Origin of the sequence: Aminobacter aganoensis, from assembly GCF_014206975.1 — a bacterium.
In the GTDB taxonomy this organism is placed as follows: Bacteria; Pseudomonadota; Alphaproteobacteria; order Rhizobiales; family Rhizobiaceae; genus Aminobacter; species Aminobacter aganoensis.
Genome location: NZ_JACHOU010000015.1, coordinates 76,004 through 101,032, shown reverse-complemented (window position 1 = coordinate 101,032; position 25,029 = coordinate 76,004). Strand labels below are relative to the sequence as shown.

Here is a 25,029-nt window from a genome sequence, read left to right as displayed (position 1 = left end):
CCGGCCAGCGTTCAGCGGCGCGTGTTCCTGCCCGTCAGCAGTGCGAAAAAGCTGCGAAGCGGGCCGCCGCGGCGAAGTTTGCGAATCTCGGTTGCCAGTTCGGCGGCCTGGCCCGAGAGCTCGCCCATGGCGAAACCAAACTCCTCGCTTGGTCCCACGCCGTCGCGCAGCTTGACGAAGCGGGTGTCGAAGATGCGGTTCTGCTGGACGAATGTCTCGAGGATCGCGGCCAGCGCCAGGTCTTCCTCGGATGGGAGCTTCCGGGGCCAGTCCCGCTCGGAAAGGACCGCGCGATAGATCGCTTCGAGCTGCCGCGCGCCTTCGTCGCTGTTGAGGTTTTGCCTGACGTGGCGTGTCACGCCGGCCGCGTCGTCAGCCCGGTAAGCGACGATCTCGCGGTCGAGGCACTCCGGTGACGCTGCTTCGGACAGCGCGCCATAGGCAAAATTGATGGCAGCAAAATCGTCGAGCCGTTGCATGGTCACCAGGCCGCCGATGCCGAACCGGTCGGCGTTGATGACGGCACGGCCGCTGGCCAGCGCCTCGAGCGCCATTCGCCCGCTGGCGAAGATGAGGTCGACACCCTCGAGGCGCTTGACGACATCGTCGGCGGCCTTTGTCACCAGTTCGCCGCGGAAGTCGATGCCGTGTCGTTCGCAGGCCTGGGCAATCAGGCCGGCGAAGGGGATGGCGCCCGGGTGGGCGAAGATCGCCGCCGTGCGCAGCTTCGCCGGAGCCGGCGCAGCGGGGCCGACGCGATTGAGGTCGATGGTGTTCGGCCAGCAGGTGACGCGTGACGGCGGCAGGCCATTTTCGTCGACGAGCCGCCCGCGCAGCACGCTGCGTACATAGAGATAGCGCCTGATGCGGGGGTGGACGGGAGGTGCATCCTGGTGGCTGGCGAAGTCATGGCAGGCAAACACCGCCGGCGTGCCGGGAAAGCGCACGAGGGCGGCGATCGTTGGGCCCGTGTGGTGGCCGTGGATGACGTCGGGCACTTCGCCGAGCGTCGCCAGGGATGTCACCACGGGTGAGCCCGTGGCGCGGATCTCGGCTGCTGCCGGGCCGGTCACCGGTGCGAAGGTGGCGACCGAGTGGCCGCGGCGGCGCAAAGCCAGCACCATGTCGCGGACCAGGGTTTCCGTGCCGCTGCGGCCGGTCAGGACGGCATTGGTCATGAGGATGCGGAGCGGGCGGTCCCGGTCGGTAGCGGCTGTCGCAGCGCTGTGCTGCGCGCCGTCCAGGCTGTCACGCGCCATGGCTGGAGATCCCGATCGTTGCAGCCCGCACCGCCCTTCAGGCAATGTTAATCTACCGGAGACGACTTCGGAATCAAGCTTGGGGCGATACCGGGGCGGCGAACGCCCCGGGATCAAATCATGTCATGCCGCGTCGCGGGCCCGGCCCGACGCGGCACTTTTCCGAGGCTGGCCTCAGGCCGCCTTCTTCTTCGGCGAGATCAGGCCGCGCTCGACCAGGAGCTCGGCGATCTGCACGGTGTTGAGGGCTGCGCCCTTGCGCAGATTGTCGGAGACGATCCACATCGACAGACCGTTGTCGACGGTCGAATCCTCGCGGATGCGCGAGATGTAGGTTGCGTCTTCGCCGGCCGAGTCGAGCGGGGTAGCGTAGCCGCCATCCTCACGCTTGTCGATGACCAGGCAGCCCGGCGCCTCGCGCAGGATGTCGCGTGCCTCGTCGGCGGTGATCGGCTTTTCGAACTCGATGTTGACGGCTTCCGAGTGGCCGATGAACACCGGCACGCGCACGGCGGTAGCGGTCAGCTTGATCTTGGGGTCGAGCATCTTCTTGGTCTCGGCCATCACCTTCCACTCTTCCTTGGTGTAGCCGTCCTCCATGAAGACGTCGATGTGCGGGATGACGTTGAAGGCGATGCGCTTGGTGAACTTCTTGGCTTCGACCGGATCGGCGACGAAGACGGCGCGCGTCTGGGTGAACAGCTCGTCCATGCCTTCCTTGCCGGCGCCCGAAACGGACTGGTAGGTGGCGACGACGACGCGCTTGATCGTGGCGGCGTCATGCAGCGGCTTGAGTGCGACGACCAGCTGGGCGGTCGAGCAGTTCGGATTTGCGATGATGTTCTTCTTCGAGAAGCCGGCAATGGCGTCGGGGTTCACTTCCGGCACGATCAGCGGCACGTCCTGGTCGTAGCGGAAGGCCGACGAGTTATCGATGACGACGCAGCCCTGCTTGCCGATCCTGGGCGACCATTCCTTGGAAATGTTGCCGCCGGCCGACATCAGGCAGATGTCGGTGTCGGAGAAGTCGTAAGTGTCGAGAACCTTGGCCTTCAGCGTCTTGTCGCCGAACGACACTTCGGTGCCGAGCGAGCGGCGCGAGGCCAGTGCCACGACCTCATCGACCGGAAAGCCGCGTTCTTCGAGGATGTTGAGCATTTCCCGGCCGACATTGCCCGTGGCGCCGACGACTGCAACCTTGAAACCCATATCGAAAATCTCCTGTCCCTCTCCGCTCGCTTCTGGAGAAAACCCGCTGGCCGTTGCGGGCTTCATCCCCCGGGCCGGACCCGGGAGAGGGTGAGCAGGCCAAGGGAAATCACACCGTTTTGGTGGTGGTGGTTTTGGCCATGGTTTTGGTCGAAAGCAGGGACGCGGCTGCGCGCCCGGCACGATGGTTGGCATCGTGGCCGGGGAAGTCGAATGCGAAAAGCGCCATCAAGAGGCCGCGCATCGGAGGGTTCCCTGTTCGCCGCCGCTTTTAGCCGGTTTGCGTGGAGAGTCAATCGGGGTGCGGCTGTCGGCCTCCGGCGCTTGTGATTTGACCTTTGTCGCCTGCCGCCTAGGCTCCGCCGTGGATCGATTGACGGAGGAGCCCCATGGAAATCCTGTCGAAACGCGTCCCCATCGCTGCCACGCTGGCTGCGGCCGCCATGTTCTCGCTGCCGGCACTCGCCCATCACGGCTGGTCCTGGACCCAGGACGGCTTTTTCGAGCTCAAGGGCGTCATCGCCGAAATCTATATCGGCAATCCGCATGCCACGCTCGACGTCGATGTCGAGGGCGACATCTGGCGCGTCGAGCTCGCCCCGCCGGCGCGAACGATCGCGGCGGGCTTCAGCGACGAGGTCGCGCAAAAAGGCGACGAGGTCACCGCGATCGGAAACCGCTCGCGTGACGAAACCGAAAAACGCATGAAGGCGGTCCGGATCGTCGTCAACGGAAAGACCTACGATGTCTATTCGGATCGCGTGCCGCCGAGCTGAGCGGACCCCGGGCGTGGAGCCGCTGCAGGCCATCGAACAGCTCGACGCCGTCAAGCTGCTCAAGACCTCGTATTTCGCCTACCCGGTGGTCAATGCGGTCCATATCGCCGCCATAGGCGCCTTGCTCACGTCGGTTGCGCTTATGGACCTGCGCATCCTCGGCGCCTTCCGCGCCCTGCCGGAGCGCCCCTTCGTGGCACTGCTGCGGCGGCTTGCCTTCTCGGCTTTCGCGCTGGCCGTGCTGAGCGGCCTCGTGCTGTTTTCGGTGCGCGCGTCGTACTATGCGCAGATGCCGGTGTTTCTCGCCAAGATGGCCCTTATCGTGCTTGCCGGCGCCAATTTCGCGGTCTTCGCCGCTGTCGACAAGGGGCGTGGCGCGAACGGCCGTCGGGTGGCTTCACGCGCGCTTGCCGCAATCTCCGTCATGTTGTGGTCTGCCGTCCTGCTGTGCGGCCGCTTCATCGGGTTCCAGTGAGCAGCTGTTACTTCTCCTTCAGCTTGATCCGGGGGAAGCGCAGCGGCGGCCACTCCTCGGCGGGCAAGGGTTGCGCCAGGAGCTCGGTGAGCTCGACGGGCAGGCCGACATGCGCCTGCTTGGTGGCGACGCCGTCGGCGATGGTTACGACGCTGTCGTAGAACTCCTGCCCCATCGCCGATTTCGGCGGGGTGGTCTCGTGCATGATGCTGATCACGGTGGCATCGGGGCAGTTGTCCTTGATCGCCTGGTGGAAGGCGATCTTTGCTTCCGGGTCGAGCGCGGAGGCGGCCTCGTCAAGGAACAGCAGGCCGGGCTGGAGCAGGAGGATGCGGGCCACGACCAGCTTCTGCTTTTGCCCGCCCGAAAGCACCTGGTCCCAGATCTTGCCCTCGCGCATCTCCTCGCCGAGATGCTCGATGAAATCGCCGAGGCCGGCCTTGTGCAGGGCGACCGCAACGCGGGCCTCCGAATGCTCGTCGGCGCTGCCCGGCAGGCAGACCAGCTGCTTCAGCGACACCTGCGGCAGCTTGACGTCCTGCGTGGCGTAGAAGGATTTCACGCCATCGGGATGGATGACGGTACCTCGGCCATATGGCCACAGCCCGTTGATCGCCTTGACCAGCGATGTCTTGCCGCAGCCGGATTCGCCGCGCACGAAGGTCCACTCGCCGCGGCGGAAACGCAGGTTCGATACCGTCAGGAACGGCGTTGCGTCGCTGCCCCGGTGCATCAGTTCGAGATTGCGCACGGTCAGGCCGAAGATCGCGTTCTGGCCGCCATGGCTGAAATCGGAATGGCCGGTGAGGCCGTAGAATTCCTGTGGCCGCTGGACGTTCTCTATGGCCTTGGCAAGGTTGATGACGCGCTGGCTGTTGGCCTTCAGCGTGGCGATCGCCGGCATGACGTGGATGAACCACGAGCACTGGCTGATCAGCGAGTTCACCAGCTCGGCGCCGGTGATGTAGCCCTTCAGGTTGATCTGGCCGTGCATGTAGGGCAGCAGGCCAGGACCATAGGCGACGAAGCGGGCGGCGACGAAGTTGTAGATCAGCTCGAACGACATGTAGCCGGCATTGACCGTGTTGAGCCGTCCCCACGTCTTGTCGATGTCGAGATAGAGCCGGTCGTGCATCGACCGCTGCACGCTTTCGCCGCGCGAGGCCGCGACGTGGAAGCTGCGGCGCAGGAAGGTGGTGAGCTCGCCGCGGTAGCTGCCTTCGGCCTGCTGCATCCTGATGCTCAGCCGTTCCATCAGTCCGCCCAGCTTGATGGCGATGTAGGTGTTGAGCGGGACATAGGCGGCGACCGCGCCGAGCGCCAGGATGAAGCTGCCGTAGTTGCCGAGAAATTCCAGCCCGCGCACCGAGGTCGAGGTTTCCAGCAGCTTCTGACCGACGAAGAACAGAGAGGCGGCAACGCTCATCACGCCCATGGCCAGGCCGATCGCGCCGCCGGTCATGCCCTTGATCGAATCCTGGACGCGCTGGTCGATGTTGTCGGGGGGCGGGGTGCCGACACCCGCATCGTCGACGCCGCCGTGCTGGACATGGAAATGGGTGTGGTTGCCGTCGAGCAGCGCGGCGTTGAAGCGGCTGTTGAGCCAGCCTCGCCACTTTCGGTGCAATGTGGTGGAGAAGAGATGGCGGATGCCGGTAAAGCCCGCATCCTTGATCAGCACGAGAAGAAGCAGCGTGCCGGCACTGGTAAGCAGAGACGCCAGCGGCGTCAGGTTCGTCGGGTCGTGGAAGAAGGCAATTGAGTTGACCAACTCACCGGAGGCTTCGGCCATCCAGACGCTGGCCTTGCTGGAAAGTGCGGTGAGGAGGGCTATCACCAGCGTCAGCCCCCAGGCTTCCTTCCAGCGCTCCGACAACCAGTAGGCCCGCATCAGGCCCCAGAAGTTGCGCATCGCCGAAACCGGCGTCAGGGGAGGCGGCCTTGCGGCGCCGCGACGCCATCTGTTCACCGATGGATATCGAGGTCTGTCGACCCGAATCACTGTTTTCCTGCCCCAGTGCCCATTTGCTGTTGAAGGGTAACATGAGTTGAACATTTCACAGTCAACATGTGGTTACCGGCTTATCAATGCATCGCGAGCGTTGCTGCAGGGCAACTGTTTGCTGCGACCCTCGCCGTGCTTGCGGCGCAGCCGGGATTGGAACACTCTTGGCTTCAATCACGAGGGCGGCGGATGCGCGGGGACGTTCTGCACTATGACGAGGCCCAGGGCTTCGGTTTCATCGACGGAGCCGATGGCAACCGCTACACCTTCGCCCGCGAGGATCTGAGGCACGCGGTGACGGCGAGCAAGGGCGTTCCGGTCGAGTTCCAGCCGAGCGGCGGCCAGGCGCGCGAGGTGTTCGTCATTCGCGCCGCGTCCGCCACCGCTTCGCCTGAGCCGGTGGCAGCGACCGTGCCGCAACATTTCGGCCGCTTCGCCCTCGAACCCATATCGTCCTCGACCGGCCTGTGGAGTTATTTCCGGCGCGCATTGACTGAAAGCTACGCCAATTTCAGGGGTCGCGCCCGGCGCAAGGAATATTGGGGTTTCTACCTGTTCTGGGCGATTTCGGTCGTCGTGCTTTCGACCGTGGGCTTTGCCATCGACGGGTCGCTCGGTGCCGGGCTGGAGGAGCCTATCGCCGGCTTGGCCTTGCCCGGCCTGTTCGTGCTGGCGGCGCTGTTGCCCTGCATCGCCATGACCGTTCGCCGGATCCACGACCTCGGCCTGTCCGGATGGTTCTGCCTGCTGATCCTGCTACCTTACGTCGGCGGGCTCAGCCTGTTGGTGTTTTCGCTGCTGCCGTCGCAGAAGAGCGACAACAAATGGGGGCCGGTGCCAGCAGGGGTGAAGGTTCCAGCGCCTCACGTCCCGACCGCCTAGACTAGGGTCATTCCCGAAGAAGGCTGGAAGCAGCTCATCACTTCCCGCGACACGAATGCAAAGCGGCGCCCCTCGGGCGCCGCACGCAATGGGTGTCAATCAGGTGTTACGCGAAGAACTTTGCGATGATGGCGTCGCCCATCTGGGTCGTGCCGACTTCGGTCTTGCCCTCGGACATGATGTCCTTGGTGCGCAGGCCGTCGTCGAGCACCGCGGCAATGGCCGCCTCCAGCCTGTCGGCTTCGGCCACCATGTTGAACGAGTAGCGCAGGCACATGGCGAAGGACGCAATCATGGCGATCGGGTTGGCGATGCCCTGGCCGGCGATGTCGGGCGCCGAGCCGTGCACCGGCTCGTAAAGCGCCTTGCGCTTGCCGGTCAGTGCATCGGGTGCGCCGAGCGAGGCCGAGGGCAGCATGCCGAGCGAGCCGGTCAGCATCGCGGCGACGTCCGACAGCATGTCGCCGAACAGGTTGTCGGTGACGATGACGTCGAACTGCTTGGGCCAGCGCACCAGCTGCATGCCGCCGGCGTCGGCCAGCATGTGGTCGAGCTTGACGTCGGCGTATTTGGCCTTGTGGGTGGCGGTCACCACCTCGTTCCACAGCACGCCCGACTTCATGACGTTGCGCTTTTCCATCGACGTCACGCGGTTCTGGCGGGTGCGCGCCAATTCGAAGGCGACGCCCGAGATGCGCTCGATCTCGAAGGTGTCGTAGACCTGCGTGTCGATGCCGCGCTTCTGGCCGTTGCCGAGGTCGATGATCTGCTTGGGCTCGCCGAAATAGACGCCGCCGGTCAGCTCGCGCACGATCAGGATGTCGAGGCCCTCGACGACTTCCTGGCGGAGCGAGGACGAAGAGGCGAGCGCCGGATAGCAGATCGCCGGGCGCAGGTTGGCGAACAGCTCCATGTCCTTGCGCAGGCGCAAGAGGCCGGCTTCGGGGCGCACCTCGTAAGGCACGGCATCCCACTTCGGGCCGCCGACGGCGCCGAACAGCACGGCGTCCGCGGCCATCGCCTTGGCCATGTCGGCATCGGAGATCGCCTGGCCGTGGGCGTCGTAGGCCGAGCCGCCGACGAGGCCTTCTTCGGTGGCGAAGCCGCTGCCGAGCTTGTCGTTCATGGCCGCAATCAGCTTGCGGACCTCGGCCATGGCCTCTGGGCCGATACCGTCGCCGGGGAGGAGAAGAAGATTGCGCGTCGCCATGGAAAGCCTTTCCGAAAGATGCGTGAACCGCGGTCTTGCTAGCCTTGGCGGGGCGCCGGTGCAAGCGGGAAAGGCTCGGATTTCTTGAATCGCTGGACGCTTGCAGCTACGTTTTGCTGATCCGGGCACATGATTACTCCATGCGTCCGACCATCCGGATCGACGACAACGCGATGATGAAAGCGACGAGAGCGACCAGCCGGTCAGCAAAGAAGGCGACGGTGGAAACCGACCTGCAAACCGTGGCCACCATTGCTGAGCAGAAGGCGGCCCTGGACGAAATTGCGCGGCTTGGGTTGGGAGGGCGATCTCGGCGCCATGCGCAATGATTGGTCACCGGAAGCCGACTGGGCTCTCAAGGACAAGAAGTGACCGTGTCGAGGGCCGACTGCCTCTATCCGATCTCCAGCAACAGCGCCCGATGGTCTGAGACCTCCGGTTCTTCCACCACCTCGAAGCGGCACACGTCGATATCGTCGCTGACCAGCATGTAGTCGGCATAGCGTGGTGCCTTGCTGTAGAAGGACGTCCGCGTGTCGGTGAAGCCGTGCCGTGTCACCAGCTCCGTCAGCCCGATGTCGCTCAACGCCGCAAGCATCCGGCTGTCCGGCAGCACGTTGAAATCGCCGCAGACGACCAGCCCGTCGCCCTCCTGGCGCAGCCTGCCGATCAGTTCGATTAGCCTTGTCGTCTGCGCATCGCGGGCGGGCGTGTCGCCCTTGCCGTTGAGTTCGCGCAGGCCGTGGAGATGGACGACGACCGTCGTTCGCCCGGTGGCATGGTCGTGCAGCCTGACGGCATGGGCGTTGCGCGAGCGCGGATGGTCGCCGAAGCCGTTGGCCGAAAAGGCGCCGTGGATGAAGCCCTGCACCTGGCCGACAATTGGAAGCGAGCGGCGGACGAAGGTCGCCAGCCCCCATTCGGAGGGGATAGCTTGGTCACCGTCAAACAGCGGGCCGCGCGCGGCCGGGCAGAAGAAGGCCTGGTGCCCTGGCAGAGCCCTCGCCACCTCCGCGAAGAGGTTGGCCCGCTGCAAGAGCTCGCCGCCTCCGTCGCGATAGACCAGCCAAGGTGAAGTTGACCCAGGCGTGCCGGTCGCTTCCTGAAGGCAAAAGACATCCGGGTCGGCGGCGCTTATGTAACTGACCAACTGCTCGCCGAGCCTGCCGCCCCAGCCGTTCAGCGATAGGATGCGCAAACGACCCCTCCGATGTCAGGTGCGCTTCAGCGCAGTGACCTCGATCTCGATCTTCATTTCCGGCTTGTTGAGCTGGCAGACGATCATCGTCGCTGCCGGGCGGATGTCGCCGAAGGTCTCGCCGAGGATCGGGAACACCAGGTCCACATGGGCCTGGTCGGTGATGTAGTAGTGCGCGCGCACCACGTCGGTCATGTCGAAGCCGCCGTCCTTGAGCGCCTTGGCGATGGTCGCCAGGCAGTTGCGCGTCTGTGCCTCCACGCTGTCGGGCATGGTTATGGTGGCGTAGTCATAGCCGGTGGTGCCCGAGACGAAGCACCACTCTCCCTGGACCACCGCGCGCGAGTAACCCGCGGTCTTCTCGAAGGGCGATCCTGTCGAAATCAGCTTGCGCATCCTGTTTCTCCTATTCAGTTACAAGCGACTTGGTCATGGCGTCCTTCATCTCGGCCGGCCAGTCTGCCAGCACCGGCCATGTCCGCGGCTCCGGCGTGTCGCTCTGCTTGGCGAAGTACAGCTTCTTGCCCTGGGCATCGACGCCGATGAAGGAATCGTTGATGCCGCAGGCATGGGGCACGCAGCCGGTGGCGAAGGCCATGCCAGAGGCGGTCTTTTCGGGGCCGCTCGATACCGAGAGGCCGAGCGCCACGCCTTCGAGCTGGTCGCCGAGCATGGTGCTTGCCAACTGGTAGATGTCGGCATTGTCGAAGAAATCGACTGGATAGGTGATGTTTTCGACCTCGAGGCTGGCCCAGGTCGTGCCGGGCTGCGGCGTGTAGCTGAGTTCGCCGGCCACCTCCAGGCCAGTTGCCGGCGACCATTTGCGCACCGGTGCCTTGGTGCCGGGAAGCAGCCAGGGCACGAAGTAGAGCGTGCCGCCGGTCACCGCCGCGGGCGGGGTGCCGCATTCGCCGTCGCCGACAACGGTCGACTGGATGCCGGCATTGGTCTTCCAGGCAAGCACCGTCTCGGGACCGCAGGCATTGCCGCCATCGCCGACGTCGAAGATCGCCACCTTGGTGCCATTGAGGTCGACCGTGCTGTCGTGGAAGGCGACATAGTTCCTGGCGATTTCCTTGCCGTCATAGGCGACGACCTTTTCGCCGTTGGCGTTCTCGACGATGGTGAAGTTGCCGCCTTCGAAGGGGATCGTCTGCGGGCCGTCGTCCTGGGCGAGCGCCGAAGTCGAGGCGGTCAGCGCCAGCGCGAAGGCTGCAACGAGGGCGGAAGATTTCATGGTCTGCTCCTGGAGATCGGCTTGCGATGTCACGGAGCGGCCGATGTCCGAGCTCGCTCCGAATCCCGAAGCGCGACCATGGCATGGCGCGCCAGGCCTGTCAGCCGAAGCCGATTGTTCCAGCAAAAAGCCCCGCCTCGATTTCCATCGGGACGGGGCTTTGAAAAATCACAGGCTAAAGGCGTCGAGGGCTCAGGCCCAGGGGCGGTTCTCGGCAGCCTTCTTTTCGTAGCTGTCGATCGACGACGCCTTCTCCATGGTCAGGCCGATGTCGTCGAGGCCGTTGAGCAGGCAGTGGCGGCGGAAGTCGTCGAGGTCGAAGGTGACCACGCCGCCGTCGGGGCCGCGGATTTCCTTGGCTTCGAGATCGACCGACACGGTGGCGTTGGCGCCGCGCTCGGCGTCATCCATCAGCTTGTCCAGGTTCTCCTGGCTGACGGTGATCGGCAGGATGCCGTTCTTGAAGCAGTTGTTGTAGAAGATGTCGGCAAACGACGTCGAGATGACGCAGCGGATGCCGAAGTCGAGCAGGGCCCATGGCGCGTGCTCGCGGCTCGAGCCGCAGCCGAAATTGTCGCCGGCGACGAGGATCTCGGCCTTGCGATAGGCCGGCTTGTTGAGCACGAAATCGGGATTCTCCGAGCCGTCCTCGTTAAAGCGCATCTCGGCGAAAAGCCCCTTGCCGAGCCCGGTGCGCTTGATCGTCTTGAGATAATCCTTGGGGATGATCATGTCGGTGTCGACATTGACGATCGGCAGGGGGGCGGCGACGCCCGTGAGCTTGGTGAATTTTTCCATGGCTTTTGCCCGTCTGGCTGTTGCGGGGATTTTGGCTTGCCCCGCTTTACACAAGCTTGGACGGGAATCAAAGCGTTTCGACGCTGGGGAAAGCCGCGCGGCATCATGCGATACCGCGCGATGGCAGGTGCCGACTATTTCGCCGGCGTCACGCCATAGACGCGGGCGACGTCGTCGAGCAGGAGATTGGCCGCGATCACGCCGCCGGCGGTGTTCCACACCGCGTCGTCTACCGCCACCGCCTTGCCGGCCTCGACCACCGGCAGGTTCTGCCACAGCGGCTCGGCCAGCCACTCCTCAGATTGCTTGCTTGCCTTGCCGTTGCCGGTCTCGTAGACGAAGTAGAACAGGCGGTCGCCGTCGAACTCGGGAATGCGTTCCTTGGTGACGTCGTCGGCGAAGCCCGGCTTGTCCTGTATGGCGGGCCGCTGGATGCCGATCTGGCTGAAGATCATGCCGGGGAAGGTGTCCTTGTAATAGATACGGGTCAGGCCCGGCATGAAGCGGATCAGCGACACCTTTTCCGCCTTCCTCTCGCCGAGCGCTTCGCCGAGCTTGGCCGCCTTGTCGTCGAACGCCTTGAGCTGCGCGTCGCCCTCGGCCTTCTTGCCGAGCGCATCGGCGTAAAGCGCGAAATTCACCTTCCAGTCGCCGCGCAGGCGCTCCGACATGACCGTCGGCGCGATCGCCGAGAGCTGGTCGTAGATCTTTTCCTGGCGCGTCTTGTTGCCGAGGATGAGGTCGGGCTGCAGGCCGGCGATCAGTTCGAGATTGACCGCCGACTCCTCGCCCACCACTTCGACGCCGTCCATCTTGCCGGCGATGTGCTTGTACCAGGGCGAGCCGGTCCAGGAGCGCACGGCGCCGACCGGCTTGAAGCCCAGCGCCAGCACCGCCTCGGTGCCCTCATTGGTCAGCACGACGATGCGCTGCGGGTTCTCCGGCACGTCGGTGACACCCATGGCGTGCTTGACCTCGTGGGCAAGGGCTTGGTTGAGGCTGAAAGCGGCGAGCGCCGCAGCGAAAACGGCTTTGACGAAGAGCTTCATGGCTAAGGCTCCAAAACTTGACGGAGGCGAGAAGGTTTGGCAAAGGGTCAGATCAAACCCTGACTGTCAAGCTCATATTAAGGCCCGCGCGTGCCCCACGCTTCGCCGACCAAGAGCCTCCGAGCGCATTGGCGCATCGGGCACCGGTCGCTCTTCGCCGGGCTGGCGCTGGTCCTGTTTGCGCTGATGTATCTCAGCCTGGCGCTCGGCTACCGGCTCTATTCGCCCGAGGAAATCTGGACGGCACTCACTGCCTTCGACGGCAGCGAGGCCGATGTCGTGATCCACGACCTGCGCCTGCCCAGGGCGCTGATGGCGCCGATGGTCGGTGCCGCCCTCGGCATTGCCGGGGTCATCGTGCAGACGCTGTCGCGCAACCGCATCGCCTCGCCCGACACGCTCGGCCTCAATGCAGGGGCTGCCTTTGCCGTGGTCGTGGCCAGCGGCCTGTTCGGCGTCGTTTCGCTGCCGGGCCTGTCGCTGGCGTCGGCACTGGGCGCGCTGGTGACCAGCTTCGTCGTCTTCGGCCTGGCCGCCGCAGCCGGTGGCATCTCGCCGCTCAGGATCGTGCTCGTCGGCGTCACCTTCGCCGGCCTGTTCGACAGCTTCGTCAATGTCGTGCTCACGGTGAACGAGACGATGCTCGACCAGCTGTTGTTCTGGCTGGCGGGCTCGTTCGCCGACCGCAAGCTCGACCTCGCTTTCAACGGACTGCCCTTCGTGGTCGCGGGCGCGGCGCTTGCGGTGTCGCTGGCGCGGCCGCTCGACATCCTCCAGACCGACGATTCGACGGCGCGCGGGCTCGGCGTGCCGCTCGGCGTCGTTCGGGGGCTGGCCTTCGTTGCCGTTGCGCTGCTCAGCGGCGCGGCCGTCGCCATGGCGGGGCCGGTCATGTTCGTCGGCCTCGTCGTGCCGCACGCGGCGCGCGCCCTGGTCGGGCTCGGCCACCGACTGCAGATTGCTGCCGCCGCGATGGTGGGCGCGCTCTACACCACGCTCGCCGACATCGTCGCCCGCTTCGTCATCTATCCGCGCGAGGCGCCGGTGGGCGCGGTCACGGCCATCGTCGGCGGCCTGCTGCTGCTCGTCCTGCTCCGGAGGCGCGCCGCATGAGTTCGCTCGCCCCCCGCATGTCGCCGGCATTGGCCCGCATCGGCCGCCGTGCCTGGATCGCCGTTGCCGTCATTGCCGTTGTGGCAGTGGGCTTGGCGCTCTGCGGCATCGGTTTCGGATCGACCTGGATCGACCCGCGCCGCATCGTCGAGATCCTGCTCGGAGAGGGCACGCGCGGCGAACGCGTCGTGGTCCTGCAGCTGCGCGCGCCGCGCGTCGCCATCGCCGTCCTTGCCGGCGGCGCCATGGCGGTCGCGGGCTATCTGCTGCAGAAGGTGACGCGCAACGAGCTGGCCTCGCCCGGCGTGCTCGGCGTCATCGGCGGTGCCGGCCTCGGCGTCGTCATCTTCCTGGCGCTGCTGTCCGACGAAAGCAACGCGCTCGTCACTTCCATCGTCTGGCAGCCGGTGGCGGCGATGGCCGGCGCCAGCGTGGCGATTTCGGCGGTCTTCCTGCTCTCCGGCCAGCAGGCCTCGTCGGCGGTGCGGCTTCTGCTGTTCGGCATCGCCGTCGGTGCCGTGGCCAAGGCGGCGACGCTGATCCTGATGATCGTCGGGCCGATCTACCGCACCACCCAGGCCAGCCGCTGGCTCGCCGGTGCCGTCAACGAGATCAACTGGGCCGAGGTCCAGGTCGTTGCCATCGGCCTCGCCATTGCCATGGTCGGCGTCGTGGCCGTGGCGCGGCGCCTGCCGCCGACCGACCTCGACGAGGTCTCGGCACGCGGCATCGGCCTCAACCTGCCGGTCTTCCGCATCCTGGTCTTCGCGCTTGCCTCGGCGCTGACGGCACTTGCCGTGGCCTTCGCCGGTGGCGTCGGCTTCATCGGGCTGATGGCGCCGCATCTCGCCCGGCTGATCGTCGGCCGCCCGGTTATGGCAGGCATCGTCGCCAGCTTCCTGCTGGGCGCCATCATGCTCGTCGGCGCCGATCTCATCGTGCGCGTGCTGTTTGCGCCGACCGAAGTGCCGGCCGGCACGGTCACGGCGGTCATCGGCACGCCCTATTTCCTCTACCTCGTGCTGCGCAGGGGAAGCACCAATGGATAAGGCGATCACAGTCGCGGCCCTCACCGTTGCCTATGGCGCGGCGACCGCCCTTTCGGCCATCGACCTCGAGATACCCAAGGGCAAGGTGACGGTTCTCGCCGGCCCCAATGGCTGCGGCAAGTCCACGCTCTTGCGCGCCATCCGCCGGTTGCACCAGCCGAAGTCGGGCGAAGTGCGGCTCGGCGACCTGCCGATCTCGGGCCTCAAGGAAAAGGAGCTCGCCCGCCATATCGGGCTTCTGGCGCAGAACCCGTCGGCGCCCGACGACATGACCGTCGAGGAGCTGGTCCGGCTCGGGCGCTATCCGCACCAGTCGATGCTGCAGCCGTGGAGCACCGCCGATGGCGAGGCCATCCAGGCGGCGATGTTCGGCACCGGCGTGTCGCACCTTTCCGACCGCCGGCTCGGCTCGCTGTCGGGCGGCCAGCTGCAGCGCGTCTGGATCGCCATGGTGCTGGCGCAGGAGACCGACATCATCTGCCTCGACGAGCCGGTCAATCACCTCGACATGGCCCACCAGATCGACTGCCTCGACCTGGTCAGGCGCCTCAACCAGGAGCATGGCCGCACAGTGGTGCTGGTGCTCCACGACCTCAATCTGGCGGCGCGCTATGCCGACCGGCTGGTGTTCCTGAAGGGCGGCAGCGTGGTGGCCGAGGGCGCGCCGGTCGAACTGATGAGCGAGCAACTGATCGAGGACGTCTTCGGCATCTCCTGCCGCGTGATCACCGATCCGGTGCACGAGCGGCCGCTGTGCATTCCGATCCGCAACTCGTCGCCGCGTTTTCGGGCCGAGCAGGCCACCCAACTCTGACGCCAAGGCCGACGGCCCGGCTTGCCTGCAACCGCCGCGCGCGCTCTAAATGGCGCCAAGGCGACGCATCTTCAGGGCGTCGCTGGCAGCCGGGGATGGGCGGATGAGAGTAATCAAGGCGATCCTTGGGGCAGTCGTCGTCGCTGCCATCGCGGTCGTGGCCCTGCGCCTGCTGTTTCCGCTGCCCTCGATCGACGGGCGTCCGGCCGACGCAGCCTTGCCGCCGGCAGCCGACGGCAGGCTGGCAGCAATGGCCGGCACGCCCGGCCCGGCCGGGACCAGCGGCGTCCTGCCGATTGCCGGTGGGCACGATGCCATTGCCAGCCGCCTGTTCCTGAGTTCGGTTGCAGCCCGGTCGATCGACGCGCAGTACTACATCTGGCACGACGACACCTCGGGGCGCCTGTTGCTGCGGGCGCTCTACGAGGCGTCGAAGCGCGGCGTCCGCGTTCGCCTGCTGCTCGACGACAACGGCGTTCCCGGTCTCGACCGGACGATGGCGACGCTCGATGCCCAGCCCAATTTCGACATCCGGCTGTTCAACCCGTCGACAGTGCGCCGGCCCAAGATGCTCGGCTATGCCTTCGATTTCTTCCGCATGAACCGGCGCATGCACAACAAGTCCTTCATCGTCGACGGAGTGGCGGCCATCGTCGGCGGGCGCAACATCGGCAACGAGTATTTCAAGGTCGGCGAAGAGTCCTATTATTTCGCCCTCGACGTGCTCGGCACCGGCCCCGTGGTGCAGGACACGTCGAAGGCTTTCGACAGCTACTGGAACAGCGCTTCGGTCTTTGCCGCCGACACCATCCTCGACATGTCGGTCGCCAGCCTTCCCGCCTTCCTGACCGAGACGGACGAGGCGGCTGCGCGGCCTGAGGCGGCCGAGTTCGTCACGCCCGACGCGCCTGCCTACAACAGGCTGCGCAGCGGCACGCTCGGCCTCGAATGGGTCGATGTGAAGCTGGTCGTCGACGATCCGGCAAAGGGCTTGGGCAAGGCGACGAAGGATCAGCTGATGATCGCTCGGCTGGCCGAGGTGCTCGGTCCGGTCAGCAAGGGCCTCGACCTGGTGTCGGCCTATTTCGTGCCCGGCAAGGCGGGCACGAGCTATTTCGACGGGCTCGCCAGGGCCGGCGCTGAAGTGCGGATCCTCACCAATGCGCTGGAGACCACCGATGTCGCCATGGTCCATGCCGGCTATGCGAAATACCGACGCGCCCTGCTCGAGGCCGGGGTAAAGCTCTTTGAACTCCGGCCGGTGACGGGCGCGCCTGACGGCGATGCCGAGCTCAACGTGATGGGCTCGTCCGGCGCCAGCCTGCACGCCAAGACCTTTGCGGTCGACGGCGACAGGGTTTTCATCGGCTCCTTCAATTTCGATCCGCGCTCGGCGCTGCTCAACTGCGAAATGGGCTTCCTCATCGCCAGCCCGGCGCTTGCGCAAACCATCGCCGGGGCGTTCGACACCAGGATACCGCAGGACACTTATGCCGTTTCGCTCGCACCTGGCGGTCAACTGCAGTGGACCGAAAACCGGTCGGGCCAGGCGGCGCAGACCTATGCGTCCGATCCGCACAGCAGCACCGCCAAGCGGGCGTTGGTGACAGTGCTGGGCTGGCTGCCCATCGAATGGATGCTGTAGGGGCAGGATGGCTTCGTTGACGAGGACACAGATCGTCAGGCTCGCGCTGCTCGCCGGTGGCGTGGGGTTGCTGGCAGGCGTCGCGTCGGCCGCCATGCTGTGGCTGATGCAGGGCGTGAGCTCGCTCGTCTGGTCGGTCAGCGAGTCCAGATGGTACATTCTGGCCGTGGCGGTAACGGGCGGGGCGCTGATCGGCATCATGCGCCAGTTCGGCGCCACCGACAGCGTCGACGAGCAACTGGCGGCGCTGCGCGATCCCATCTACATCCATCACCGCAAGGCGCTGCTTGTCGGCCTCACCGCGATCGTAGCCGTCGCCTTCGGCGGAGCTGTCGGCCCCGAGGCCGGGCTGCTGGCTGTCGTAGCCGAGCTCACGGCGGCCATCGCCGTCTTTCTCGGCCGCAGCCATGCCGACGCGCGCATCATCGGCGAGGCCGGTGCGGCAGGCGCCCTTTCAGGTTTCTATGGTTCGCCGCTGGGCGGCGCTGCCTACGCCGACGACAAGCCGGCGGCGCCGCGCGCGATGCTGCTGCTGGCCGGCCTGTGCGGGCTGCTTGGTTTTCTCGTCGCCGCCAGGCTGTTGCTGTCAGGCGGCTTCCATCGCATTGCGCTGCCGCCCTACTCGCCGCCGGGCGATGGCAGCGACCTTGTGCTTGCCATCGTTCCCGCGCTGCTTGGCGCAGCAGTCGGCGTACTTTTCCTGTTTGCGCTGCCGGCGATGAAGCACCTGGTCCAGCACTGCGTGCCCAAGGCGTTCTGGCAGCCGGTCATCGGCGGGGTGGTGTTCGGCCTGGTGGCTGCTGCACTGCCGATCCTGCGCTTCTCCGGCCATCATGAGATCGGCTCGATGCTCGAATGGGCGGCCACGGCAGGCATGGCGATGCTGCTGCTTCTCGGCCTGCTCAAGGTGCTTGCCGCGGTGATCTGCCTGTCGACGGGATGGCTGGGCGGTGCGATTTTCCCGCTGATCTTCGCAGGAGCCGCCGCTGGCGCCTCGGTACTGGCGATAGCACCGGGCATCAACCCGGTGGTCGCCATCGCCGCAGGCATGAGCGCTGCCGCAACGGCTGGACTGGGCCGGCCGGTGGCTGCGGTGCTGATCATGCTGTTCGTGGTCGATGGATCGCTGTTCGGCGCTATCTGCGTCGGCGCCCTGTGCGGCTATGCCGGCAGCCTGGTGGCGCCGAAGCCGGAGCACTAGCCGAGCAATTCCAGGAAAAGGGCGCAGCGGTTTTCCGTTCGGAAACCCTCGAGGGACCAGGGCCGCCGTGGTGCGGCGGCCCTTGCCTGTCGTCAGGCGCGTTCGAGCGCCATCACGCCCGTCTCGGTGCCGGTCAGGCGGCGCGAGCGGCCGTCGGCGCCGACCACCATCTGGATGCGGCGGCGTTCCGACGAGAACAGCTTCGAGGTCGACACGTCCACCGGCGGGTTGAAGGCGACGGTGACGCGCCAGAGGTCCGGCTTGATCGTCTCTTCGAGGCCGATGACGCGGCCCTGCGCCGGATTGCCGTTGAAGGTGCCGGCGACGTTTTCGCCGACGGCAAAGGGCACGGCGCTCGTGGCGGAGTCGGCCTTGGCCGGAACCGGGCTCGCCAGCGGACGGGCGGCAAGCGTGTTCCAGTCGCGGGCGCCTTCCTGGCGGGCGACGAGTTCCAGCGCCTTGGCGTGGCTGACGGCGATGCCCTCGGCGGCGAGCGCGTCGCGCAGCCTGCGGGCGTTGGTCTTGTAATCGGTGGTCTGACCTGTGGTCATGGGTTCGCTCCTTCGCGATGCGCGAACGGCGTGGTTGAAGGTCGGGAGCCCGCATTGCCGCTTCGGCCGTCGCATCGACAGGGAAACGAACTTTTCGAGGGAAGCTTCACCAGGCCTTGCGGCTGCGGGCGGCAGGGGCTTCCCGCCCTTGACCGCCCTCAGATAGGGAGTCGGCGGCGCGACGTCAACGGCCGCGTCGGGACCGGCCCTCAGGCCGCCTTGTCCCAGACGGGAGCAAGGCCCGCCGGGTTGACGATGCGTCCGCCGGAAGCGGCGCGGGCGTGGATCGCCGCCATCTCGTCATCCGACAGCTCGAAGTCGAAGATGGCGAGGTTTTCCGGCAGCCGCTTCAGCGTCGAGGTCTTCGACAGCGCGACGACGCCATCCTGCTGCACCAGCCAGCGCAGCACCACCTGCGCCGCCGACTTGCCGTGGCGGGCGCCGATATCCTTCAGCACGGGGTCGGACAGCACCTTGCCGTCGGCCATGGCGTAGTAGGCCGTCACCGACATGCCGAGCCGTCGCGCCGTCTCCAGCACCTTGGCCTGGTCGAGATAGGGGTGGTACTCGACCTGGTTGGTGACGATGGGAGCGGCACTCAGTTCGACCGCCTCGGCCATCAGCGCGGTGTTGTAGTTGCTGACGCCGATGTGGCGCACCTTGCCGGCCTTGTGCACCTCGTTCAGCGCGCCGATCTGCTCGGCCAGCGGCACGGCGTCGTTCGGCCAGTGCAGCAGGAGAAGATCGACATGGTCGGTCCGAAGCTTGCTCAGGCTCACGTCGACCGACTTCACGAAATCGGCGTGACGGAACTTGTCGACCCACACCTTGGTGGTCAGGAAGACGTCGCCGCGGGCAACGCCCGATGTCTGGATGGCCTGGCCGACCTCGGCCTCGTTGCCGTAGATCTGGGCGGTGTCGATGTGGCGGAAGCCGAGCCTGATGGCCTCGGGCACCACTTCGAGCACCTCCTTGCCGGGCATGCGGAAGGTACCGAATCCGAGGGCGGGGATCGTCGCACCATTGGCGGTCACGAATTTCATGGAATTCTCCTTGGTTGGGGAGGAGCGGTAACCGGGGAGGCAGGTTCCACTCCTTCTAGTTAGGTCCGGGATCTGTTCGATCAACGGTTCATGCCGGCTGGCACAAGGGTTCCTCGCGGCGGTCGAGCACGCCGCTCCACACGGTCAGCACGAATGCGCCGGCCACCAGCACCGCACCGACCCACGGCGTGGCGCCGAGGCCGAGCGGCGAGGCGACCACCAGTCCGCCGATCCAGGCGCCCAGCGCGATGCCAAGGTTGAAGGCGGCGATGTTGAGCGCCGAGGCGACGTCGACGGCGCCGGGACGATGTTCCTTGGCAAGCTGCACGACATAGAGCTGCAGTCCGGGCACATTGGCGAAGGACAGGAAGCCGAGAGCCGCCAGCGTCACCACGGTCCAGACGGGCGAAATGGCGGTGAAATGGAACACCACCAGCACCGCCGCCTGCAGGGCAAACAGCACCGTCAGCGCCTTGACCGGGTTGCGGTCGGCGATGCGGCCGCCGGCAATGTTGCCGGCAGCGATCGCCAGGCCGTAGAGCACCAGCAGCAGGCTGACGCTGGAGGCCGAGAAGCCGGTGACCTGTTCCAGGATCGAGGCGAGGTAGGTGAAGGCGACGAAGGTGCCGCCATAGCCGAGCGCAGTCATGCCGTAGACCAACAGCAGTCGGCCGGAGCCGAGCACCCTGGCCTGGTCTAGCAGGCTCGACGGGGCAGCCTTCTTCAGCGTCGACGGCAAAAGGGCAGCGATGCCGGCAAAGGCGATGACGCCGAGCGCCGAGACGCCCCAGAAGGTGGCGCGCCAGCCGAAGGTCTGGCCGATGAAGGTGCCGAGCGGCACGCCGGTGACGATCGCCACCGTCAGGCCCATGAACATCATGGCAATCGCCGAGGCGCGGCGGTTTTCCGGCACCAGGTCGGCGGCGATGGTGGCGCCGACCGAGAAGAACACGCCGTGGGCGAAGGCCGACAGCACGCGCGCCACCAGCAGCAGCTCGTAGCTCGGGCTCAATGCCGCCGCGGCATTGCCGACGACGAACAGCGCCATCAGGCCGAGCAGCAGCGGCTTGCGCTCGATCCTGCCGGTCAGTGCCGTCAGCACCGGCGCGCCGAAGGTGACGCCGAGCGCATAGACGCTGACGATCATGCCGGCGAGCGGCAGGGTAATCTGGAGATCGTTCGCCACCGTCGGCAGCAGCCCGACGATGACGAATTCGGTGGTTCCGATCGCGTAAGCCGCGATGGTCAATGCGAATATGGCCAGAGGCATGGCAAAACCGTTCCCGCCCGCCGAGCGGGCGCAGTTGAGGCGAGTTGCGTTCGCCGGTTGTTCCTTGCCGGGCAATATGGGGCAAAGCCACTTGCGCAATAATCCGCCATGATGGACGAATACCTGTGAAACGAATTCACAAGAGGCTGTGATGGACAACCGCGCCGGCGAGATGGAAGTGTTCGTGCGGGCCGTCGGCCTCGGCAGCTTTTCGGCTGCCGGCCGCCAGCTCGGCCTGTCGCCGTCGGCGGTCAGCAAGCTCATCACCCGCATCGAAGACCGCCTCGGCACGCGTCTCCTGGTGCGCTCCACGCGTGCGCTGCAATTGACGCCCGAGGGCGAGGTCTATCTCGAACGGGCGCAGCGCATCCTCGGCGAGATCGAGGAGGCGGAGCGGGTGGTGACGTCGGGCGGTTCGGCGGTGCCGCGGGGCCCGCTCCGGGTCAGCGCCTCCGTCGCCTTCGGCGCCAGCCACGTCGTGCCGCACATGGCCGAGTTCCTGTCGCTCCATCCCGGCATCGAGCTCGACCTGTCGCTGACCGACAGCGTCATCGACCTCTACCAGGAGCGCGCCGACGTCGCGATCCGATCGGGCAGGCTGCGCGATTCTTCGCTGATGGCGCGCAAGATCCTCGAAATCCGCCGCGTCGTCGTCGCCTCGCCCGCCTATCTCGAGCGAAACGGCGTGCCGCAGGCGCCGGCCGACCTCGCCGGCCACAACTGCCTGCGCTTCAACTTCCTCTCCAGTCGCGACGAGTGGATTTTCCGCGACCCTGAAACCGGCGAAAGCTTCGTCCAGCGCATCGGCGGCAATCTGCTTGCCAACAACGGCCCGAGCCTGCGCCGACTTTGCCTCGACGGCGTCGGGCTGATCCGCACCGGACGTTTCCAGGTCGAGCGCGACATGGCGGAGGGCCGGCTGGTGCCGGTGCTGGAAGCCTACAACCCCGAGGACATCGAGATGATCCATGCCGTCTTCGCCGGCCACGGCCATCTTGCCGCGCGCGTCCGGGCCTTCATCGATTTCCTCGCCGAAAAGGCGCGCGCCGCATGACGCCATTGTTTCGGCCGATATGCGTACTACCTTCATGATGTGCGGATTATCGCACCGGAAGAGACTGCCGATGCTGAATGGAGCGAGATCGAAACTGGCGGCGCTGGCGGCCGCGGGCATGTTGCTCGCCGGTGCGACGCAGGCGTATGCCATCGACCTGCCGGGACAACCCGACCGCAACCAGCTGGCGCGCGAGGGCCGCTTCAACGAGCTGCAGATCCTGCAAAGCCGCCAGAACCGCATCGAGTTCCAGGCCGAGCAGCAGCGTTTTCGCGAGCAGGACCGCCAGATCGTCGTGCCGCAGATCCAGCGCCCCGACGTGCCGATGGTCAAGCCCAGCTGCCAGATCCAGCTGTTCGGAAACATCTATCGGCGCGTCTGCCGCTGAGGTGCCGCCCTCATCCTGAGCCTGTCGAAGGATGAGCCTGTCGAAGGATGGTCGAAGGCCCGCGACGCGAACCTGTCAACGACAAGGCAGCGATGCCCGGACTATCCCGCCGTGGCCTGCTTCGCCAAAACATCGTCCAGCCGGTCGTAGCCGGCCTCCACGCCCTTGGCCATGCCGATGGCAATCGCGCCGTCGCGCGCCTCGCGCGAGCTGTAGAGCACGGTGTTGACCGAGATCGTGCGCCCGTCCACTTCCGTCAGCACCAGCGTCGAGCGCGCCTCACCCTCGGTCCAGTCGACGTCGAACATCTCGACGCTGACGATCCGTTCCGGTCGCATGATCTCGCGATAGGTGCCGGTCATGCCCATGTCGCGGCCGTCCTCGTGGCGCCAGACGAAGCGGTATTTTCCGCCGACCCGGAGGTCGACATCGCAGACGGCAAACGACCAGCCGTCGGGACCGGTCATCCAGCGCTTCAGCAGCGCAGGGATGGTCCAGCAGTCGAAGACGAGGTCGCGCGGCGCGTCGAAGACACGTGTCATGGCGATCTCGCGGTCGCTTGGCGTCGTCACGTCCAGCCTGTGCTTCATTTCGAGCTCCTCGTGGATACGTCAGGCCTTGCCCTGGTTGGCCTGCAGTTCGGCCAGCAGCCCGTCGAGCCGCTTGAAGTTGCCTTCCCAGACCTTGCGGTAGTCCTCAAGCCAGCCCGTTGCCGCCGCCAGCGCCTCGCCCTCGATGCGGCACGGACGCCGCTGGGCGTCGCGGCCGCGCGAGATCAGCCCGGCCCGCTCCAGCATCTTGAGGTGCTTGGAAATGGCCGGCTGGCTCATGGCGAAGGGCTCGGCCAGTTCCATGACCGAGGCCTCGCCCTGCATCAGCCGCGCGAGGATCGCTCGCCGCGTCGGGTCGGCGAGAGCCGTGAAGGTGGCATCGAGGCGTTCGGACGGCGTCATGTCACAACCTTTGTCTATAACAATATGGTTATGAAAGACGCGGCCGTCTGTCAAGCCTGGGGCGAGGGCTCCGCCGACATGCAGGCGCAACGCCGACGCCTCCCTCCCCCTTGTGGGGGGGGGGAGATACAGGGTGGGGGTTCGTCGCATCGCTCACATTGAGTAAAGCGCCGTGGGTTCCTCAGGCCGCTTTGCGCGCCGTCTTGGCCCGCACGTTCTGGTTCATGCGGAAGAAATTGTCGGGGTCGTATTTCCGTTTCACCTCCAGCAGCCGGGCATAGTTGCTGCCATAGGCCGCCTCGACCCGGTCGGCCTCGTCCGCCGGCATGAAGTTGATGTAGGCCGTGCCCACCGCCTGCGGCTTGGCCGCGTCATAGATGTCGCGGGCCCAGCCCATGCAGGCATTGTCCATGTTCGCCTCGCGCCAGCGGGCATGCACGTTCATGACGAAATGCGCGTTGCGCTGCGGGAAGGCGGTGGCATCGGTCGCCACCCGCCCGGCGGCGCCGCCGACATGGCCGATGAAGATCTCGCATTCCGGCCCGGGCAGGTTCCTGATCGCGTCGTCGAGAACGTCGATCGTCTCGTCGGCGAGATCGATGAAATCGTGGCTCTTCCAGTAGTTGCGCGCGCCGGGCTGGAGCAGCGGGTCGAAGGCCGCCTGCCAGCCGGTGAACGGGTTCGGCCCGACCACGTCGACGATCGGCTTGCCGATGCCGCGCAGGGCGGCGGTCGCCTTCTCGCCGGCTTCGAGATCGCCGCTGTAGCACATGGCGAGCACCAGCACTTCCTTGCCGTGCCAGTCGGCCGGCAGGAAGGGCAGCGGCGGCGCCTGCCGGGCCACGGTCCAGCAGGTCAGTTCGTCGGGCGCATCCTCCAGCGCCGCGCGGTATTCCTTGAGCACCTGGCGGGCGTCGTCGAAGGGATGCACGACCAGTCCCGACAGCACCTGCGGCCCGAGCTTGTGGAGCTTGAACTCGAAGGCCGTCACGACGCCAAAATTGCCGCCGCCGCCGCGCAGGGCCCAGAACAGGTCCGGGTGCTCGGCGGTGCTTGCCCGCACCAGTTCGCCGTCCGCCGTCACCACGTCGGCCGACAGCAGGTTGTCGATGGTCAGCCCGAGCTTGCGTGTCGTCCAGCCGAAGCCGCCGCCGAGCGTCAGCCCCGATATGCCGGTGGTCGAGTTGATGCCGGTCGGCACCACGAGCCCGAACGCCTGGGTCTCCTTGTCGAGGTCGGCCAGCATGCAGCCCGGCTCGACCCAGACGCGCCGGGCGACACGGTCAACGCGCACCGATTTCATCTTGCTGAGGTCGATCATCAGCCCGCCGTCGCAGACGGCACTGCCGGCGATGTTGTGGCCGCCACCGCGCACGGCGACGAGCAGCTTGTTGTCGCGGGCGAAGTTGATCGTGGCGATGACGTCGGCAGCACCGGCGCACCGCACGATGAGGCCGGGGCGGCGGTCGATCATGGCATTCCAGATGGCGCGGGCGTCGTCATAGCCGGCGTCGCCGGCATTGAGGACGTCGCCGCGCAGGCCGGCAGCAAAGGCGTCGAGCGTCGTGGCACTGACCATTGCCATGCCGCCGTCCAGCGTCGTGAGGCTCAAGTCGTTCATGGTGCATTCCTCCCATGGAGTGACACCTCCTCTTCCGCCGCGGCCGCGGATTGTGCGCCTCGGGCGGCGGATCAACAAGCGACGTTGCGCAAAAGTGATGAGTGCGCTCGAGGGCACCGCGCCTGGGTTGCGCCGAGGGTCACTGCGCTTGCGGAGGCCGGCGTCGCCCGCCATAGTGTCAGGCAACTCGGCTTGTTGCTTTGGCTCGCGGCGCACATTTGGAGGCCAT

Annotated in this window: 27 protein-coding genes; 11 read left to right on the top strand and 16 right to left on the bottom strand. The window is 66.3% G+C overall.

Annotation, left to right across the window (positions count from 1 at the left end; all coding sequences use genetic code 11):
* Positions 1-11: 11 nt before the first annotated feature.
* The 3 genes from GGR00_RS21965 to GGR00_RS28530 all read right to left on the bottom strand — a co-directional run bounded on the left by GGR00_RS21965 (position 12) and on the right by GGR00_RS28530 (position 2,712).
* On the bottom strand, positions 12-1,259 hold the full coding sequence (locus GGR00_RS21965) for a glycosyltransferase (protein ID WP_184701164.1): 1,248 nt from the start codon (positions 1,257-1,259) through the stop codon (positions 12-14).
* Positions 1,260-1,433: 174 nt separating this feature from the next.
* Positions 1,434-2,468 (bottom strand): aspartate-semialdehyde dehydrogenase, encoded by a 1,035-nt coding sequence (locus GGR00_RS21960; RefSeq protein ID WP_055973012.1) that lies wholly within the window; start codon positions 2,466-2,468, stop codon positions 1,434-1,436.
* A gap of 109 nt (positions 2,469-2,577) precedes the next feature.
* Positions 2,578-2,712: a hypothetical protein gene (locus GGR00_RS28530; RefSeq protein WP_280137933.1), complete on the bottom strand. Its 135-nt coding sequence runs from the start codon at positions 2,710-2,712 to the stop codon at positions 2,578-2,580.
* A gap of 145 nt (positions 2,713-2,857) precedes the next feature.
* On the opposite strand from GGR00_RS28530, the gene GGR00_RS21955 reads away from it, so the two are divergent.
* Both GGR00_RS21955 and GGR00_RS21950 read left to right on the top strand, forming a co-directional pair.
* On the top strand, positions 2,858-3,244 hold the full coding sequence (locus GGR00_RS21955) for a DUF6152 family protein (RefSeq protein WP_055973009.1): 387 nt from the start codon (positions 2,858-2,860) through the stop codon (positions 3,242-3,244).
* A 13-nt stretch (positions 3,245-3,257) separates the two neighbouring features.
* Positions 3,258-3,719 (top strand): hypothetical protein, encoded by a 462-nt coding sequence (locus GGR00_RS21950; RefSeq protein WP_055973007.1) that lies wholly within the window; start codon positions 3,258-3,260, stop codon positions 3,717-3,719.
* Between the two features lie 7 nt (positions 3,720-3,726).
* On the opposite strand, the gene GGR00_RS21945 is transcribed toward GGR00_RS21950, so the two are convergent.
* A complete protein-coding gene (locus tag GGR00_RS21945; protein WP_184701196.1) occupies positions 3,727-5,631 on the bottom strand; it encodes an ABC transporter ATP-binding protein/permease in 1,905 nt (634 codons plus the stop codon).
* A 282-nt stretch (positions 5,632-5,913) separates the two neighbouring features.
* On the opposite strand from GGR00_RS21945, the gene GGR00_RS21940 reads away from it, so the two are divergent.
* Complete coding sequence (locus tag GGR00_RS21940; RefSeq protein ID WP_184701163.1) at positions 5,914-6,606, top strand: DUF805 domain-containing protein; 693 nt, start codon at positions 5,914-5,916, stop codon at positions 6,604-6,606.
* Positions 6,607-6,712: 106 nt separating this feature from the next.
* Here GGR00_RS21940 and leuB read toward each other — a convergent pair whose 3' ends face one another.
* On the bottom strand, positions 6,713-7,816 hold the full coding sequence (gene leuB, locus GGR00_RS21935) for a 3-isopropylmalate dehydrogenase (RefSeq protein WP_055972998.1): 1,104 nt from the start codon (positions 7,814-7,816) through the stop codon (positions 6,713-6,715).
* Positions 7,817-7,956: 140 nt separating this feature from the next.
* Here leuB and GGR00_RS21930 point away from each other — a divergent pair, with 140 nt between their 5' ends.
* Positions 7,957-8,145, top strand: a complete 189-nt coding sequence (locus GGR00_RS21930; protein ID WP_184701161.1) for a hypothetical protein — start codon at positions 7,957-7,959, stop codon at positions 8,143-8,145.
* 65 nt (positions 8,146-8,210) lie between these two features.
* Here the strand turns inward: GGR00_RS21930 and GGR00_RS21925 are convergent, their stop codons facing one another.
* The 5 genes from GGR00_RS21925 to GGR00_RS21905 all read right to left on the bottom strand — a co-directional run bounded on the left by GGR00_RS21925 (position 8,211) and on the right by GGR00_RS21905 (position 12,098).
* On the bottom strand, positions 8,211-9,014 hold the full coding sequence (locus tag GGR00_RS21925; protein WP_184701159.1) for an endonuclease/exonuclease/phosphatase family protein: 804 nt from the start codon (positions 9,012-9,014) through the stop codon (positions 8,211-8,213).
* 15 nt (positions 9,015-9,029) lie between these two features.
* The gene (locus GGR00_RS21920; protein WP_184701157.1) at positions 9,030-9,410 is read right to left on the bottom strand and encodes a RidA family protein; all 381 of its coding nucleotides are present in this window, start codon (positions 9,408-9,410) and stop codon (positions 9,030-9,032) included.
* A gap of 10 nt (positions 9,411-9,420) precedes the next feature.
* Complete coding sequence (locus tag GGR00_RS21915; RefSeq protein ID WP_184701155.1) at positions 9,421-10,251, bottom strand: hypothetical protein; 831 nt, start codon at positions 10,249-10,251, stop codon at positions 9,421-9,423.
* Positions 10,252-10,443: 192 nt separating this feature from the next.
* On the bottom strand, positions 10,444-11,049 hold the full coding sequence (gene leuD, locus GGR00_RS21910; RefSeq protein WP_055972985.1) for a 3-isopropylmalate dehydratase small subunit: 606 nt from the start codon (positions 11,047-11,049) through the stop codon (positions 10,444-10,446).
* A 134-nt stretch (positions 11,050-11,183) separates the two neighbouring features.
* Positions 11,184-12,098 carry an ABC transporter substrate-binding protein gene (locus GGR00_RS21905; RefSeq protein WP_184701154.1) on the bottom strand — a complete coding sequence of 305 codons (915 nt, stop codon included), beginning with the start codon at positions 12,096-12,098 and terminating at the stop codon, positions 11,184-11,186.
* Between the two features lie 90 nt (positions 12,099-12,188).
* On the opposite strand from GGR00_RS21905, the gene GGR00_RS21900 reads away from it, so the two are divergent.
* The 5 genes from GGR00_RS21900 (at position 12,189) to GGR00_RS21880 (ending at position 17,920) form a co-directional block, all read left to right on the top strand.
* Positions 12,189-13,211: a FecCD family ABC transporter permease gene (locus GGR00_RS21900; protein ID WP_244487787.1), complete on the top strand. Its 1,023-nt coding sequence runs from the start codon at positions 12,189-12,191 to the stop codon at positions 13,209-13,211.
* Positions 13,208-14,260 carry a FecCD family ABC transporter permease gene (locus GGR00_RS21895; protein WP_184701153.1) on the top strand — a complete coding sequence of 351 codons (1,053 nt, stop codon included), beginning with the start codon at positions 13,208-13,210 and terminating at the stop codon, positions 14,258-14,260. The genes GGR00_RS21900 and GGR00_RS21895 overlap by 4 nt, the downstream gene beginning before the upstream one ends.
* Entirely contained in the window at positions 14,253-15,074 is an 822-nt protein-coding gene (locus GGR00_RS21890) for an ABC transporter ATP-binding protein (protein ID WP_055972977.1), read from the top strand. Before GGR00_RS21895 ends, GGR00_RS21890 begins: the two co-directional genes overlap by 8 nt.
* 103 nt (positions 15,075-15,177) lie before the next feature.
* Positions 15,178-16,719 carry a phospholipase D family protein gene (locus tag GGR00_RS21885; protein ID WP_184701152.1) on the top strand — a complete coding sequence of 514 codons (1,542 nt, stop codon included), beginning with the start codon at positions 15,178-15,180 and terminating at the stop codon, positions 16,717-16,719.
* Between the two features lie 16 nt (positions 16,720-16,735).
* On the top strand, positions 16,736-17,920 hold the full coding sequence (locus GGR00_RS21880; protein WP_184701151.1) for a chloride channel protein: 1,185 nt from the start codon (positions 16,736-16,738) through the stop codon (positions 17,918-17,920).
* Between the two features lie 92 nt (positions 17,921-18,012).
* Here GGR00_RS21880 and GGR00_RS21875 read toward each other — a convergent pair whose 3' ends face one another.
* The 3 genes from GGR00_RS21875 to GGR00_RS21865 all read right to left on the bottom strand — a co-directional run bounded on the left by GGR00_RS21875 (position 18,013) and on the right by GGR00_RS21865 (position 20,784).
* Positions 18,013-18,471, bottom strand: coding sequence for a glyoxalase superfamily protein (locus GGR00_RS21875; protein ID WP_184701150.1), 459 nt, complete (start codon positions 18,469-18,471; stop codon positions 18,013-18,015).
* A 209-nt stretch (positions 18,472-18,680) separates the two neighbouring features.
* Positions 18,681-19,514, bottom strand: coding sequence for an aldo/keto reductase (locus GGR00_RS21870; RefSeq protein ID WP_184701149.1), 834 nt, complete (start codon positions 19,512-19,514; stop codon positions 18,681-18,683).
* A gap of 88 nt (positions 19,515-19,602) precedes the next feature.
* Positions 19,603-20,784 (bottom strand): MFS transporter, encoded by a 1,182-nt coding sequence (locus GGR00_RS21865; protein WP_184701148.1) that lies wholly within the window; start codon positions 20,782-20,784, stop codon positions 19,603-19,605.
* Positions 20,785-20,935: 151 nt separating this feature from the next.
* On the opposite strand from GGR00_RS21865, the gene GGR00_RS21860 reads away from it, so the two are divergent.
* Both GGR00_RS21860 and GGR00_RS21855 read left to right on the top strand, forming a co-directional pair.
* Entirely contained in the window at positions 20,936-21,838 is a 903-nt protein-coding gene (locus GGR00_RS21860; protein WP_184701147.1) for a LysR family transcriptional regulator, read from the top strand.
* A gap of 70 nt (positions 21,839-21,908) precedes the next feature.
* On the top strand, positions 21,909-22,226 hold the full coding sequence (locus GGR00_RS21855) for a hypothetical protein (RefSeq protein WP_246441545.1): 318 nt from the start codon (positions 21,909-21,911) through the stop codon (positions 22,224-22,226).
* A 101-nt stretch (positions 22,227-22,327) separates the two neighbouring features.
* On the opposite strand, the gene GGR00_RS21850 is transcribed toward GGR00_RS21855, so the two are convergent.
* The 3 genes from GGR00_RS21850 to GGR00_RS21840 all read right to left on the bottom strand — a co-directional run bounded on the left by GGR00_RS21850 (position 22,328) and on the right by GGR00_RS21840 (position 24,800).
* Entirely contained in the window at positions 22,328-22,816 is a 489-nt protein-coding gene (locus tag GGR00_RS21850) for an SRPBCC family protein (RefSeq protein WP_184701146.1), read from the bottom strand.
* 21 nt (positions 22,817-22,837) lie between these two features.
* A complete protein-coding gene (locus GGR00_RS21845) occupies positions 22,838-23,179 on the bottom strand; it encodes an ArsR/SmtB family transcription factor (protein WP_055972951.1) in 342 nt (113 codons plus the stop codon).
* Between the two features lie 181 nt (positions 23,180-23,360).
* Positions 23,361-24,800 carry an FAD-binding oxidoreductase gene (locus GGR00_RS21840; protein WP_184701145.1) on the bottom strand — a complete coding sequence of 480 codons (1,440 nt, stop codon included), beginning with the start codon at positions 24,798-24,800 and terminating at the stop codon, positions 23,361-23,363.
* Between the last annotated feature and the right edge of the window lie 229 nt (positions 24,801-25,029).

Excerpts from the sequence above, each read along its gene's own strand:
- GGR00_RS21965 (WP_184701164.1), bottom strand. The coding sequence starts at position 1,259 with ATGGCGCGTGACAGCCTGGACGGCGCGCAGCACAGCGCTGCGACAGCC.
- GGR00_RS21960 (WP_055973012.1), bottom strand. The coding sequence starts at position 2,468 with ATGGGTTTCAAGGTTGCAGTCGTCGGCGCCACGGGCAATGTCGGCCGG.
- GGR00_RS28530 (WP_280137933.1), bottom strand. The coding sequence starts at position 2,712 with ATGCGCGGCCTCTTGATGGCGCTTTTCGCATTCGACTTCCCCGGCCAC.
- GGR00_RS21955 (WP_055973009.1), top strand. The coding sequence starts at position 2,858 with ATGGAAATCCTGTCGAAACGCGTCCCCATCGCTGCCACGCTGGCTGCG.
- GGR00_RS21945 (WP_184701196.1), bottom strand. The coding sequence starts at position 5,631 with ATGCGCAACTTCTGGGGCCTGATGCGGGCCTACTGGTTGTCGGAGCGC.
- GGR00_RS21940 (WP_184701163.1), top strand. The coding sequence starts at position 5,914 with ATGCGCGGGGACGTTCTGCACTATGACGAGGCCCAGGGCTTCGGTTTC.
- leuB (WP_055972998.1), bottom strand. The coding sequence starts at position 7,816 with ATGGCGACGCGCAATCTTCTTCTCCTCCCCGGCGACGGTATCGGCCCA.
- GGR00_RS21930 (WP_184701161.1), top strand. The coding sequence starts at position 7,957 with ATGCGTCCGACCATCCGGATCGACGACAACGCGATGATGAAAGCGACG.
- GGR00_RS21920 (WP_184701157.1), bottom strand. The coding sequence starts at position 9,410 with ATGCGCAAGCTGATTTCGACAGGATCGCCCTTCGAGAAGACCGCGGGT.
- GGR00_RS21915 (WP_184701155.1), bottom strand. The coding sequence starts at position 10,251 with ATGAAATCTTCCGCCCTCGTTGCAGCCTTCGCGCTGGCGCTGACCGCC.
- leuD (WP_055972985.1), bottom strand. The coding sequence starts at position 11,049 with ATGGAAAAATTCACCAAGCTCACGGGCGTCGCCGCCCCCCTGCCGATC.
- GGR00_RS21905 (WP_184701154.1), bottom strand. The coding sequence starts at position 12,098 with ATGAAGCTCTTCGTCAAAGCCGTTTTCGCTGCGGCGCTCGCCGCTTTC.
- GGR00_RS21895 (WP_184701153.1), top strand. The coding sequence starts at position 13,208 with ATGAGTTCGCTCGCCCCCCGCATGTCGCCGGCATTGGCCCGCATCGGC.
- GGR00_RS21890 (WP_055972977.1), top strand. The coding sequence starts at position 14,253 with ATGGATAAGGCGATCACAGTCGCGGCCCTCACCGTTGCCTATGGCGCG.
- GGR00_RS21885 (WP_184701152.1), top strand. The coding sequence starts at position 15,178 with ATGAGAGTAATCAAGGCGATCCTTGGGGCAGTCGTCGTCGCTGCCATC.
- GGR00_RS21875 (WP_184701150.1), bottom strand. The coding sequence starts at position 18,471 with ATGACCACAGGTCAGACCACCGATTACAAGACCAACGCCCGCAGGCTG.
- GGR00_RS21870 (WP_184701149.1), bottom strand. The coding sequence starts at position 19,514 with ATGAAATTCGTGACCGCCAATGGTGCGACGATCCCCGCCCTCGGATTC.
- GGR00_RS21865 (WP_184701148.1), bottom strand. The coding sequence starts at position 20,784 with ATGCCTCTGGCCATATTCGCATTGACCATCGCGGCTTACGCGATCGGA.
- GGR00_RS21860 (WP_184701147.1), top strand. The coding sequence starts at position 20,936 with ATGGACAACCGCGCCGGCGAGATGGAAGTGTTCGTGCGGGCCGTCGGC.
- GGR00_RS21855 (WP_246441545.1), top strand. The coding sequence starts at position 21,909 with ATGCTGAATGGAGCGAGATCGAAACTGGCGGCGCTGGCGGCCGCGGGC.
- GGR00_RS21850 (WP_184701146.1), bottom strand. The coding sequence starts at position 22,816 with ATGAAGCACAGGCTGGACGTGACGACGCCAAGCGACCGCGAGATCGCC.
- GGR00_RS21845 (WP_055972951.1), bottom strand. The coding sequence starts at position 23,179 with ATGACGCCGTCCGAACGCCTCGATGCCACCTTCACGGCTCTCGCCGAC.
- GGR00_RS21840 (WP_184701145.1), bottom strand. The coding sequence starts at position 24,800 with ATGAACGACTTGAGCCTCACGACGCTGGACGGCGGCATGGCAATGGTC.